General features: G+C 38.4%; 10 protein-coding genes and 1 rRNA gene. 5 read left to right on the forward strand and 6 right to left on the reverse strand.

What is annotated here, in order from left to right; all coding sequences use genetic code 11:
• Positions 1 to 57 precede the first annotated feature (57 nt).
• The 5 genes from recQ (at position 58) to ALLST_RS0107415 (ending at position 6,524) form a co-directional block, all read left to right on the forward strand.
• Entirely contained in the window at positions 58 to 2,292 is a 2,235-nt protein-coding gene (gene recQ / locus ALLST_RS10485; RefSeq protein WP_019893495.1) for a DNA helicase RecQ, read from the forward strand.
• A 609-nt stretch (positions 2,293 to 2,901) separates the two neighbouring features.
• Entirely contained in the window at positions 2,902 to 4,170 is a 1,269-nt protein-coding gene (gene ltrA, locus ALLST_RS0107400; protein ID WP_425386755.1) for a group II intron reverse transcriptase/maturase, read from the forward strand.
• A 256-nt stretch (positions 4,171 to 4,426) separates the two neighbouring features.
• On the forward strand, positions 4,427 to 4,969 hold the full coding sequence (locus ALLST_RS0107405) for an ECF transporter S component (protein WP_019893497.1): 543 nt from the start codon (positions 4,427 to 4,429) through the stop codon (positions 4,967 to 4,969).
• Positions 4,966 to 5,574 carry a uridine kinase family protein gene (locus ALLST_RS10490; RefSeq protein WP_019893498.1) on the forward strand — a complete coding sequence of 203 codons (609 nt, stop codon included), beginning with the start codon at positions 4,966 to 4,968 and terminating at the stop codon, positions 5,572 to 5,574. Before ALLST_RS0107405 ends, ALLST_RS10490 begins: the two co-directional genes overlap by 4 nt.
• 47 nt (positions 5,575 to 5,621) lie before the next feature.
• Positions 5,622 to 6,524 (forward strand): DUF362 domain-containing protein, encoded by a 903-nt coding sequence (locus ALLST_RS0107415; RefSeq protein WP_019893499.1) that lies wholly within the window; start codon positions 5,622 to 5,624, stop codon positions 6,522 to 6,524.
• A gap of 80 nt (positions 6,525 to 6,604) precedes the next feature.
• Here the strand turns inward: ALLST_RS0107415 and ALLST_RS0107420 are convergent, their stop codons facing one another.
• The 6 genes from ALLST_RS0107420 to rrf form a co-directional block, all read right to left on the reverse strand.
• Positions 6,605 to 6,922, reverse strand: a complete 318-nt coding sequence (locus ALLST_RS0107420) for a hypothetical protein (protein WP_169336059.1) — start codon at positions 6,920 to 6,922, stop codon at positions 6,605 to 6,607.
• Between the two features lie 183 nt (positions 6,923 to 7,105).
• On the reverse strand, positions 7,106 to 8,230 hold the full coding sequence (locus ALLST_RS11135; RefSeq protein ID WP_051087245.1) for an aromatic acid exporter family protein: 1,125 nt from the start codon (positions 8,228 to 8,230) through the stop codon (positions 7,106 to 7,108).
• Between the two features lie 204 nt (positions 8,231 to 8,434).
• A complete protein-coding gene (locus ALLST_RS0107430) occupies positions 8,435 to 9,871 on the reverse strand; it encodes a 6-phospho-beta-glucosidase (RefSeq protein WP_019893506.1) in 1,437 nt (478 codons plus the stop codon).
• A 69-nt stretch (positions 9,872 to 9,940) separates the two neighbouring features.
• Positions 9,941 to 11,836 carry a beta-glucoside-specific PTS transporter subunit IIABC gene (locus tag ALLST_RS0107435; protein WP_019893508.1) on the reverse strand — a complete coding sequence of 632 codons (1,896 nt, stop codon included), beginning with the start codon at positions 11,834 to 11,836 and terminating at the stop codon, positions 9,941 to 9,943.
• A gap of 37 nt (positions 11,837 to 11,873) precedes the next feature.
• A complete protein-coding gene (licT, locus tag ALLST_RS10500) occupies positions 11,874 to 12,755 on the reverse strand; it encodes a BglG family transcription antiterminator LicT (RefSeq protein WP_019893509.1) in 882 nt (293 codons plus the stop codon).
• A 453-nt stretch (positions 12,756 to 13,208) separates the two neighbouring features.
• Positions 13,209 to 13,313, reverse strand: a 5S ribosomal RNA gene (gene rrf / locus ALLST_RS0107445).
• Positions 13,314 to 13,340 lie beyond the last annotated feature (27 nt).

Here is a 13,340-nt window from a genome sequence, read left to right on the forward strand (position 1 = left end):
CAAACGAGTCGGCATAAAACACGCTAAATCAAACAATAATTTGATATATTCAATCATATGTATAACCCAAACCGAAACTACCCGCCAATTTTAAAGGCGCTCAAAAAATATTATGGCTACGATTCATTTCGTCCAGGACAAGTCGAGCTCATTCATCACTTACTCGATGGCCATGACGTATTAGGTATCATGCCTACTGGCGCTGGAAAATCTGTTTGTTTTCAGATTCCCGCTATTTTTATGCCGGGCATTACGTTAGTTATTTCACCATTGATCTCTTTGATGAAAGACCAAGTCGCTTCTTTAATTCAAGCTAAAATTCCCGCTGCTTATCTCAACAGTTCTTTAACCCCCGACCAATACCGTCTTGCCTTACGTCGGGCAAAAGAAGGTTGTTATAAAATTATTTATGTTGCCCCTGAGCGATTAAATACCCCCGCCTTTTTAGATTTTGCGCACTCTGTTCAAATCTCAATGATTGCCGTGGATGAAGCGCATTGTATTTCCCAATGGGGCCAAAACTTTCGTCCAAGTTATTTACGGATTCCCGAATTTGCACAAACATTGCCATATCGCCCAATCTTTGCGGCCTTTACCGCAACCGCAACTGGTCCAGTTAAAGACGACATTGCCAAACAACTCAACCTGCAAAATCCGTATACATTAATCACGGGATTTGATCGCCAAAACTTATATTTTGAAGTCCAACACCCCCTCGATAAACTGGATGCCTTAATGGATTTTCTTGAACAACATCGTCATGAAGCGGGCATTGTCTATTGTTTGACCAGAAAAGAAACCGAAGAAATTTGTCGAGCCTTAGTCGAACAAGGCTATCGAGCTTGTTTTTATCATGGCGGGATGAGCGATGAAAAGCGTTCCGCTAGCCAAGATGCATTTTTATATGATCAAGTCGATATTATTGTCGCAACCAACGCCTTTGGGATGGGGATTGATAAATCCAATGTCCGCTATGTTGTCCATTACTCCATTCCTTCTTCATTAGAAAACTATTATCAAGAAGCAGGACGTGCCGGACGAGATGGTGGGCCAGCCCATTGCTTATTGCTTTATAAATCTGGTGATATGCATATCAACCGCTTTTTAATTGATAAATCTTATGAAGAAAGTATTCGTCGAGCGAGTGAACAAGAAGATAGCGTGCAATATATTTCCGCCTGTCTTGATCAAAAAAATCGGGAACTGCATTTATTAGATACGATGGAAATGTATGCGACGACCCCAATGTGTTTGCGTAGTTATCTGCTCCAATACTTTGGTGAATCCTCAAGTGGAAAATGTGGCCATTGCTCCAATTGTGATGCCACCTGGATCAAAGAAGATATTTCCGAAATCTCCCAAACGATTTACATGGCACTCAACCAATTACCAAAACAATACGGCCTTTCTTTATGTGTCGAATACTTAACCGGCGTTTCTTCAAGCAAGATCAAACGTAATCAACTACAAGAGTTAAACGGATTTGGTTGTTTAAGCGAGCTAGATGCTGGGCTTGTTCGCTTGTATTTAGAATCGTTACTCATTCAAGGTTATCTTTCTAAAAGCGCTGATCTATATCAAGTCATTTCACTGACGGAGAAATTCCATAAAGCGTTTAGCGAACAACAAACGATTCATGTTCAGTTTAAAGAAAATGCCCTTCATCAGCGTAATCGCCAATCAAAACAGCATCTCACTTCACGCTCTTCCACGTGTGAGAGTCTAGGGTCACCAGAAAATCAAGCACTCTTTGATGTGCTTAAAGCGTTACGCTTGCAACTGGCAAGACAAAACAAGGTTCCCCCTTATGTCATTTTCTCTGATGCCACACTCATGGAAATGGCGAAAAAACGTCCGCAAACGCCTAAAGAGATGTTAAAAGTGTCTGGTGTGGGAAATGTGAAAATCGATCATTATGGACAAGACTTCATTATGGCCATCCAAAAGCATGTTGCCGATGAAAAACGTACCCAAGCCTACCAACAAGATACGATATTTTCTGCCTCTCTAGATTCTGATTTACAAGTTTCCAAGAGTGCATCCTTAAATCCCAAAGCTTATGATCGAATAAATCAATCACTTTCCCCTTTACTGAAAAAGCAAACGCAAAAGGAGATTTCCAAACTTACTTCGAATTCTCCACTCTACAAAAAGTGTTCCCCAAATAAAGGGCCAGTTCAAAAATACAACTCCACCCCTAATAACGGAACAAACCCACACACAAAAGAGCGTCAATATGAATCGACTGCCGTTGTCTATTCAGCAAGAAATAATCAAACAAATTCCAAGTAAAAAAGCTCGTTAAATACGAGCTTTTTTCATTGTGTGTCGGGCATGGCGCACATCTTGTCGGTGAAAGTCCGATCACAGGTATTTGTCGCCAAGTGTAGCGAACCGCAAGCCGAAAGCCGTGAGGCTGGGGTGAAGGAAGCGGTGTAGCAAAGCTGTCGAGCCTACGAACAGAAACCTGATACAAGGCCAAATGGCGGGTAAGGTTGCAATACAAACCAAAGCCCAAAAGACAAACGTAACGCCAAGACGGTAAATCAGGAGGTTGTGCAGTGAAAGATGTGTGTCTTACCCCGAGAGATCTCGCGGACGATATTCCGAGAAGCTTTAAAATCAGCAATCGGTGGCCCAAAGAGAACGGGTTCGGTCGAAATAAGGTTTGTCGCGAGAAGTCAGCTGAGGGCATAGTAAGTCATCGACTGAAGGCCCTAATGGTTTTACAGAGCGTTCCGCTTTGAAATAACAAACCAGTAATCTGTAAATCTGGAAAAATCCAATACAGAAGAAACGTAATCTTCTGGGACACTCTGGACGAGGATGATCTGAATTTGTTTGTGAAAAGAAAGGAGACGCATCATGCGTTTAATTGAATCAATACTTCAATNAGAAAACATGAATCAAGCTATCCGAGCTGTCCAACGGAATAAAGGNTCAGCCGGAATAGATGGAGTCACAGTGGGTGATCTTGAATCCTACTGGGATAAGCATCAGGAAGAAATTACTGAGGCTATACTGAATATGAAATATAAGCCCCAACCGGTCAGACGGGTCTATATCCCTAAACCTAATGGAAAGAAACGCCCGTTAGGTATTCCAACTGTCATGGACAGAGCTATTCAACAGGCAGTTGCCCAGGTGCTCGATCTCATCTTTGACCCGTCGTTTAGTGATAGTAGTTTTGGTTTTCGTAAAGGCAGAAGTGCACATGATGCCATCATGCAGGCATTGAATTACCTGAACGAAGGTTACGACTGGGTCATCGATTTAGATATCGAGAAATTCTTTGACAAAGTGAATCACGATAAACTCATTTCACTGATCCGAAATTTCATCAATGAAAAAGAAGTTCTCCATCTGATCCGATCCTTCCTCAAAGCAGGCGTGCTTGAGGAGGGCAAGATCGTAAAAAGTGATCTCGGCACACCGCAAGGTGGGTGCATTTCGCCAGTACTAGCCAACATCTATCTAGATCTATTCGACAAAGAATTAGAGAGTAGAGGACTTAGATTCTGCAGATATGCCGATGACGTCGTAATTTTCGTCAAAAGTGAAATGGCTGCGAATAGAATCATGAAATCAGTTTCCAGTTGGTTAGAAAGGAAACTATTTCTCACTGTCAGTGCAACTAAAACCCATGTATGTCGACCACCAGAAAGTACCTTTCTAGGTTTTACCTTTTGGAAGGGTAAAGATGGATGGAAGGCAAAACCGGCAAATGACCGTAAACAAAGACTCTATGACAAAATTAAAGAAGTTCTTTGTAGAAAAAGAGCGGTCGCATCACCATTAAAAGACGTGTTTACAAAAGTAAACCAAATCGTCAGAGGTTGGATTAACTATTTTAGCATTGGTTCGATGAAAAAGTTCCTGACTAAGTTCGGTGAGTGGCTCAGGCATAAAATCAGAGTTGTCATATTGAAACAGTGGAAAAGACCACGAACAATCTTCGATAACCTGATGAAATTGAATCGCATATCTAAATGGCCTTTAGAATCTGAATTGATCAGACAAACAGCCAACTCCAGACTAGGCCTATATAGGACAGCAGGAATGCGAACAGTGAACTTTCTGATCTCACCAAATATTTTGGCAATGAGAAAAGGAGATCGACCAGGATTGATCGATCCCCTTAATCTCTATTTATCATTTTATAACGCATGAAATAAAACTGTAAAGCTGTAGCGCCGTATACGAGAACCGTACGTACGGTGCAATGAGAGGGGCGAGACTCACAGATAGTCTCCCTCTACTCTATTCTATTGCTTTTAGAACTGTTCTAGCCATCTTGATATTTAATCGCATTTCTAAAACATCTTTTGCCAGCTATCAATTCGATTTGTTTGTTTCAAAAACAAGACAAATTTATAATAAACTTAACCGAAAACGCATTGTTCTAGCGTTTAGAAAGGATCAAGTTATGAAATCTGTCCATCGATTAACTTTGAGTGCTCTCTTTTTAGCACTCGGCTTAATCCTTCCTTTTATTACCGGGCAAATTCTCACGATTGGGCGCATGTTATTGCCTATGCATATCCCCGTTTTACTTTGTGGATTGATTTGTGGTTGGGAATATGGACTTGGGATTGGTTTAATTACCCCATTTTTAAGAAGTGTCCTCTTTCATTCACCCGCAATGTTTCCCATGGCCTTTGCGATGGCTTTTGAATTAGCTACTTATGGTGCCGTGATTGGTTGGATGTACGCAAAGTTCAAATCTAAAAATCTATCGAGTATTTATCTCTCTTTGTTGATGGCTATGGTCTGTGGTCGAGTGATGTATGGTTTAGTCATGGCACTGATTACAACGCTCCTTCACCAACCTTATTCCTTTGAAATCTTTATGACTGCAGCAATCACAAGTGGAATTCCTGGCATCATCATCCAGCTGATTTTAATTCCTGTCATTATGTTATTTCTGTATCGTACGGGTATGATCCAATCCAATGAGGGCCAACAATGATCTCTTGTTCCACGATTCAAGAAGCTGCTTGTTTGATCTATTCTTTATATCAACAAAAACAAAAAGAAAACCCTTCTTTAACAAAGCAGCCTTTCATCATTTCGATTGATGGACGCTGTGCAAGTGGGAAAACGACACTTGCTAGAGAACTTGCTTCTTTATTTCCATCTTGCAATGTCATCCACCTTGATGATTTTTTCTTGCAACCCCATCAACGCACACCAAAGCGCTATGCAACAGTGGGGCGAAACGTCGATGATCAAAGACTCATTCAAGAAGTGATCGTCCCTTATCTCGACAATCGCGAAATTTGTTTTCGCCCATTTTCTTGCCAAAAGATGGCTTTACAAGACCCGATTGTTTTACCCAAAACCGATGTGCTTATTTTAGAAGGTTGTTATGTCAACAACGCCTTGTTGTACAGTTATGCCAATTTGCGCATCTTTATGCATGTTGATGACCAAACACAACGAAAACGAATCGAAATGCGCAATGGACCAGATCGTTTACAAGATTTTATTAACAAGTGGATCCCACTTGAAGAGAAGTATTTTGAAACCTTGAATTTATCCACATTTGATTTACTTCTTGATCTTTCTTCATGAACACCCAAAAAATAAATAAACTATACTTAAATGAATAAGGAGGACTTATGGCAAAATCAAAAGTTTATTTTTCACGAAACACTAGCCCAGACACATTATTAGAACTATATCGGACACTGGGCAAACAATTAGAAGGAAATGTGGCCGTGAAGTTGCACTCCGGGGAAAGAGGCAACCAAAACTACCTTCGTCCAGAATTCGTCAAACCGATCGTTGATGAAGTCAAAGGAACTGTTGTTGAATGTAATACGGCTTATGGTCATGACTCTGGCGGATATCGTTCTACAACTGAAGAACACATCAAAGTTTTAGAAGAACACGGTTGGACCAAATATTTCGACGTTAAAATCCTTGATGCCGAAAGTCCAGATCTTGTACTCTCCGTTCCAAATGGCAAAATCATCCAAGAAAACTTTGTGGGAAAAGATCTAGCTCAGTTTGACTCTTTACTCGTTCTTTCTCACTTTAAAGGACATCCAATGGGTGGCTTTGGTGGCGCATTAAAACAATTATCGATCGGATGTGCTTCCACTGCTGGTAAATGTTGGATCCACTCTACTGGAAAATCCAAAGATATCGACGAAACTTGGGAATTAGATATTAACCAAGACGAATTTATCGAAGCAATGGCAGATGCCGCTTATACAGTAGATCAATATTTCAAAGATAAAGTCGTATATATCAATGCGATCGTGAACCTTTCTGTCGACTGCGACTGCTGCCATGTAGCCGAAGATCCATGCATGGAAGATATCGGTGTCATGATCTCCACTGACCCAGTTGCGATTGATCAAGCTTGTATCGACATGGTCTTCAATTCTGATGATCCAGGCTGCGATCATTTTGTTGAACGTGTTGAATCTCGTCATGGACGCCTCATTTTAGATGCCTGCGAAGCACTCGGATTTGGCAACCGTGAATACGAATTGATCAATATCGACGAAGACTAATTACACAAATCCAATTTCATGAAAAAGCCTCTGTCTTGTGACAGAGGTTTTATTTAATTTATCATTCATATTAAAATCAATTAAAGCATGCAATCGACACCACTTAAAAAGTAAATAGCATCGACTAAAGCGCCGGCGAATTCAGAACTTTCAAATTGTGTTCCTGGCAATAATTGTAGAATTTGATCCGCTTGTTGAAATGAAATCCAACAACGCTTCCCTTCTTCCAGTGTTAAATCACATGTTTCATTAATTTGATGAAGAAGGCCACTCTTTACAAAGCGTTCAAACTCATCTTGACCCATTTCATAATCATGGATATAAAATGAATCCTCTTCACTATTGAGTGCACGTTGGCCTTCTTCATTGACCGGTACGCTAAAATATTTCATTCTCATTCACTCCTTTCGTTCTTTTTGTATATACATGTTTTTAAAGTGTTTGGTTCACATTCATCTTACAGAGTAGATTGTATCGATCTTTCAAAAGAATTTTAATATTCATCCGATATACGTACTACAATTTAACCCATCATTTTTCAATCAAAAAAAGGAGATCCGAATTGTGACCTCCTCAATCTGTTAACAATTGTCTAATTCAACTTCTATCTCCATACGACTGGCATAATCTTGTTGTAATTGAATCAGTTTATTTGCGTATTCACCCTGATAATGGTGATGGCGTCGGTAAAACTCTTCTTGTTCTTTTTTAGTTATTAAACGATTTAAAAAATTTTGTCTAAGTTGAACAAACTCACGTAAGTTATACAACATCATTAACAAGATCGCTTGTGTGCTAGCCTCCAATGCACGGTGTTCATTGAGTTCTACTTGTTCAATGACAAGCCGATTTTTTTCTAACCATTCCTTAGGCTCGATGGCATCAATTACCGTCAAAGCGGTTTCTTCAATATGATCAATGACACCACCCAAACGTTTTGTGCAAACAGGTTGGAGATCCAATTGTGTTGTTAAAACATGAATTAATGAATATTGGGCAAAGCCAAGTTCTAAATAATTTAAAATCCAACGATGTCCAGTCCCGAGGCGGTTTTGATAATATTGTTGAATTAAATCAACAGCCTTTTTCATATCATCGAGCATCATTTGAATCGTTTTTGCACTTGCTTCAATTTTCTTCGTTCCTTTTAAAACACCAGATAATTCGATAAAGGTCACCATAATTTCATATTCGACTTTAAAGATTTGTTCATAAACCAAATTCTTAATCGCAAGATCTGGCTGATATAGATTTAAAAGAAAGGCAATCGCAATTCCAATCGTCAAAATCAATAGTTCGATCAAAATATGTTCGAAAGAAAATGTCTGATCGAGGATAAATGCCGTCCCAATTACCGCATTAACAGATAGAGTATCTTTCCAGCCTATGGTCCACAAAATAAAAACGATTCCTAACAAATACAGCCCATACGCTAAATAAATGGATTTTACATGAGGAAAGATCAACCAACACAAAAAGATCGCAAATCCAAACGATACATACCGTTTTCCAATTAATGACAACGTCTGTTTTCGTGTACTTCCCATTAATGTCAGCAAAGTAATGGTCCCTGCTGAATAAGGATGAGGAAGATTCAGTAGTGTACAAATAACAACCGCTAATGCAGAACCAAATGCAATTTTTAATGCTTCAGTTAAGTGAATTTTTAACACCCCTGATTCAAGATTCGAAACTAATTTATTCATAACTATTTTATCCATCTTTTTTGCTTAATATGAGGTATCTTGCCATAACCTTCAAATTAAAGAAAGCGCTTTGACACTAATTAAAATATTCACGAAATCTTGAAATTTTGACTCAACTAAACAAAAATAAAGACTCCAACAAAATTGTCAGAGTCCTATTGTGTTATTGAATAAAGTGTTGCGTAAAACTCGAAATGTGGCGAACTAATCGAGATTCTCTCCATTTGATTCGATGACCTTCTTATACCAGTCAAATGATTTTTTGCGATATCGTTGATTACTTCCTTGTCCTTGATCATCCTTGTCTACATAAATAAATCCATATCGTTTAGACATTTCCCCTGTCGATGCGCTAACTAAATCGATGCATCCCCATGTTGTATAACCAAGTAAAGGAATTCCATCAAGTTCTACAGCATCTTTAAATGCCTGAATATGTTGACGAAGGTAGTCAATACGATAATCATCTTGCACTGTCCAATTTCCATTTTCATCTTGAACCAATTCATCTTTTGCACCTAGTCCATTTTCAACGATGAAAAGTGGCTTTTGATAGCGATCATACAGTGTGTTCATTGTCGTTCGTAATCCGAGAGGATCAATCGTCCAACCCCATTCACTCGATTTGAGGTATGGATTTTTTACCCCTTTAAAAGCATTACCCGTCGATTCCCCAGCATCATCTCGCGTGGAAACACAACGAGTGGAATAGTAAGAGAAACTAATAAAATCTACTGGATAGTCTTTGAGTAGTTTTTCTTGTTCAGCATCAAGGTTTAGATCAATTCCCAATCGTTCAAACATTTTCTTCGCATAATTTGGATATTCTCCTCTTGCTTGAACGTCAATAAACATCAAATTTTCATGTTGTTTTTGTTGCGCCAAGAAAACATCTTCTGGCATTGGACAATATGGATAATAATCCCCTGCAGCAACCATGCAACCAATCTGGTTTTCAGGATTGATCTCATGTCCAATTTTGGTTGCCCATGCACTAGCGAGAAGTTCATGATGGGCTGCTAGATATTTTGTTTTCTCTTGATCTTCGCCTTCTTCAAATTCAAGCCCTGCACCCATAAATGGCAAATGAAGGATCATATTAATTTCATTAAACGTTAACCACCATTTAACGTATGGTTTAAAACGTGTAAATAGGACTCGACAAAGTTTTTTATAGAACTCAATAACGATTGGGTTTTTCCAACCCCCATATTGTTCAATCAAATGCATTGGAATATCAAAATGTGTAATGGTAACAAGAGGCTCAATCTGATATTTTTTCAATTCTTTAAATACGTCTTCATAAAACGCTAAGCCTGCTTCATTTGGTTCATTTTCGTCTCCATTTGGGAAAATTCTGCTCCACGCTATGGACATTCGGAAAACTTTAAACCCCATTGCCGCAAACTCTGCAATGTCCTCTTTGTATGTATGATAGAAATCAATTGCTTCTAAAGCTGGAAAATGATGTTTTTCATCGATTTTATGAATCTTTTTGATTCCACGCATAACATCCCCACGATCTGCACCATGCGGTGTGACATCCACATTAGCTAAGCCACGACCACCGGCTTGCCAGCCCCCTTCAAGTTGGTTGGCAGCTGTAGCGCCACCCCATAAAAAATTCATTGGAAGACTCATTTTATTTCTCCTATTCTGTATAAACACAAAGGTTCCTTTACAAGGAACCTCGTTTTTGAGTTGAATTGATTAATGGAAAGCTAAGATAATCTGGTCTCCAGGATTGACTGAACCGTCGTTAGTTGCGGCAATATCCTGAAAATCATTAGAGTTTGTAACTAAGATTGGAGTAACTAAATCGTACCCCTTTTCTTTTATCGCTTCTAACTCTACTTCAAGAATTGGATCGCCAACTCTTACTTTATCTCCTGCTTTAACTAAAGCATGATAGTGCTCACCATTGAGATTCACCGTATCTAAACCGACGTGAATTAAAATTTCTGCTCCATCTTTTGATTTTAATCCAATTGCGTGTTCTGTGTTGAACACCATAACAACTTCACCTTCAATTGGTGAATAAAATGTGTTGTCTTCAGGAATAATGGCAGCTCCTTTTCCTAAAATTTCTTGTGCAAAAGTTGGATCATTGACATCTTTAAGATCTACTAGAGTTCCTTGAACAGGGGAGCAGATCTTGATTCCTCCTAGTGAAAGTCTATCTTGATTTTCTTTTTGATCTTGTTTTCCTTCTTCTTGTTTTCCTTTGCTTTCTGTTCCGTCATTGTTTTTTTCTTTATATAAAATATAAGAAACAATGAAAGCAATCACGAATGCAATCGTTGCGCCAATACTTGCGTGGATTAAATGTCTAAATGTGTCATCGCCAATATAACCAGCTAAAGTCATTAATCCAGGTGATCCACCCGCAAAGTTACGGACACCCATTAAACCTGTATAAAGGCCACCAAAAGCCCCACCAATACAAGCTGCAATTAATGGTGTTTTAAAACGAATATTTACACCAAATAAAGCAGGCTCTGTGATACCACATACTGCTGTGATTCCTGTCGAGTAAGCAAGTTCTCGAATATTTTCTTGTTTTGTTTTTACAGCAACCGCAAAAGTTGCAGCCCCTTGAGCGATATTAGAACAAAGGTTTGCAGGATAAACTAACGTATCATATCCCATTGTCATACGGTTATTGATTCCAATTGGAATAATTCCATAGTGAGTTCCTGTCATAACAAAAATTGGGAACAATCCACCAAGCAATGTTGGAACAAGCCATGAAGCATAAGAGTTCAATAAATTAATTCCGTTTGAAATCCAACTAGAAATAATAAATCCAACTGGACCAATCGCAAGCAGAGTCACTGTTCCGCTAACTAGAATGGTAATTAATGGCTTTGTAAAGAATTTTATCGCTTTTGGAGAAATGCGATCTGCAATAGGCTCAACGTAACTCATAAACCATACTGCCAAAATAATTGGAATAACAGAAGAAGAATAGGATGCGTTATAAACTGGCAATCCAAATAAACGAATTGCTTCTCCTGTTTCTTTAGAAGCTGTAACCATTGAAACAAAGTTAGGGTGAAGAAGAATTCCCCCAATCATCATGGCTAAGTATGGATTCGTATTAAATTTCTTTGCGGCTGAATTTGCCAAAAGAACAGGTAAGAAATAGAATGCCGCATCAGCCATAAAGTTGATGACTTGATATGTAGAATCCGTTGTCTGCAACCAACCAAATGCTGTACAAATAGACAAAACAGCTTTAATCATACCAGCAGCTGTAATTGCCGGTAAAATTGGAGTAAAAATACCTGTGATCGTATCAATAAACTTGCTTCCTAATCCTTTCTTTTCTTCAGATTTTAAAGCACTATTGAATTCTTCGAGTTTTACAACATCCATGATTGGACGAAAAACATGAGAAACATCATTTCCGATGATGATTTGATATTGACCACCTTTAGAAACAACCCCTAAAACACCCGGAGTTTCTTTAATTTGATCGGTTTTTGCTAAACCTTCGTTTTTTAAATTAAAGCGAAGCCGTGTAGCACAATGAGTTAAACCAGTAACATTATCCTTACCGCCAACCAGGTCCAAAATGACTGCACCAAGCTCGTTGTAATTCATATTGTGAGTCCTTTCTTTTATATCGATTTTTTTTACATTAGATCAAGTTGTTCGGGCTAATTCTTTCTTTTTTCAAACCATTTACTTCCATGAGTCGATTAATATGAATCGTCAAATAGATCATTTCATCATTACTCAGTTCCTTTTTATAAACTTGTTGAATCATACTAGAAATCTTCAACACATTTAAATAGGCAGCTTTGTATTGAGATTTGATCATTTGATACATAGCTATATCAATTGGTGGTTCGTCAGAAGAAGTTAATTTAAATAACCGACGACTAAAATACTTTAAATGGGTAATGAATCTTCGATAAGCAAGAGAATCCGTATCCAGATCAAGATGGCATTGATACTTCAAAACCCGTAAGCTATTGCTGATCAATTCCGTCATGACTCTTGCTGATTCAATATTTTGGTCTTCTTGTAAAGCACTAATGAAATGCAAAGCAATGAATCCAGCTTCATCGTCGATCAGTGAAACATCCAGGCGCCTTTGAATAATTTCTACTGCTTGAAGACCCGCTTCAAATTCATTTGGATAGAAACTGCAAATCTCATTTTTAAGAGCATTCGGAACAAAAATGTTGTTTTTAGCTCGCGCGATTGCAAATTGAACGTGATCGGCCATCGCAATATATACTGCATCGCTAAACTTTACGCCAAGTAAGGCAGAGCCTCGTTCAACAATCTCATTCACTGTTTGGATAACCTCTAGTGAGATACCTGCTAAAACATCCTCTAGTGTTCTACTTTGGGCATGATCTTGTAAACGATAAATCTTTTCAATCTTTGTCTTATCTACTGGATCACCCGGTTTCTTTTTAAAACCAAGACCAGAACCCATAACAATCAGCTCGTTACTGTTCTCATCGAGAGTTCGAATAATGTTGTTGTTGATCACTTTTTCTACTTGCATAAGTTCCCTCCTCGATAAAAAAAGGCTATACCAAAATGACATACGAAAAAACGTCGTATGTACATTCGGTATAGCCTGCATGACCAGTAACAATCCTTTTGTACGTACTTATGATAACATATTCAAAACAAGATGCAACATCTTTTATAAAAAGCTGAAAGAGGTTTCGCTTTGGCTTTCTCGTAAAGAATCATTCTTTAACATCACTCAATTTCAAAAGGGATCTAAGGGATACGATTGGATATACAGAAAAATTATCTATTTATACTGATTCAATCTTAACTTACGCAACTGCTTATCGAATTTCTTTGCAGATTTACTTAAGTTTCTGCCTTTTTATTTCGCGAAAATAAATGAAGGGACTAAGAGGACAAAAATCTTTATACAATAAAAAGTTTACTTCATGTTTATCTAACTAAAAAAAACTGCCTCATATCAAGGCAGTTTTTCTTTGTCCAGCGGCTTCCTATTTTCGCATTCACTATCGTCGGCGCTAGATGGCTTAACTTCTGAGTTCGAAATGGGATCAGGTGTGACCCATCCGCTATCGCCACTGTACTATTGAATTGTTCCATCGATCTTTCA

Origin of the sequence: Allobaculum stercoricanis DSM 13633 (assembly GCF_000384195.1) — a bacterium.
Lineage (GTDB): Bacteria > Bacillota_I > Bacilli_A > Erysipelotrichales > Erysipelotrichaceae > Allobaculum > Allobaculum stercoricanis.

Coding starts and splice junctions, on each gene's coding strand:
- ALLST_RS0107430 (WP_019893506.1), bottom strand. CDS start 9,871: ATGAGTCTTCCAATGAATTTTTTATGGGGTGGCGCTACAGCTGCCAAC.
- ALLST_RS0107420 (WP_169336059.1), bottom strand. CDS start 6,922: ATGAGAATGAAATATTTTAGCGTACCGGTCAATGAAGAAGGCCAACGT.
- ALLST_RS10490 (WP_019893498.1), top strand. CDS start 4,966: ATGATCTCTTGTTCCACGATTCAAGAAGCTGCTTGTTTGATCTATTCT.
- ALLST_RS11135 (WP_051087245.1), bottom strand. CDS start 8,230: ATGAATAAATTAGTTTCGAATCTTGAATCAGGGGTGTTAAAAATTCAC.
- licT (WP_019893509.1), bottom strand. CDS start 12,755: ATGCAAGTAGAAAAAGTGATCAACAACAACATTATTCGAACTCTCGAT.
- recQ (WP_019893495.1), top strand. CDS start 58: ATGTATAACCCAAACCGAAACTACCCGCCAATTTTAAAGGCGCTCAAA.
- ALLST_RS0107415 (WP_019893499.1), top strand. CDS start 5,622: ATGGCAAAATCAAAAGTTTATTTTTCACGAAACACTAGCCCAGACACA.
- ALLST_RS0107405 (WP_019893497.1), top strand. CDS start 4,427: ATGAAATCTGTCCATCGATTAACTTTGAGTGCTCTCTTTTTAGCACTC.
- ALLST_RS0107435 (WP_019893508.1), bottom strand. CDS start 11,836: ATGAATTACAACGAGCTTGGTGCAGTCATTTTGGACCTGGTTGGCGGT.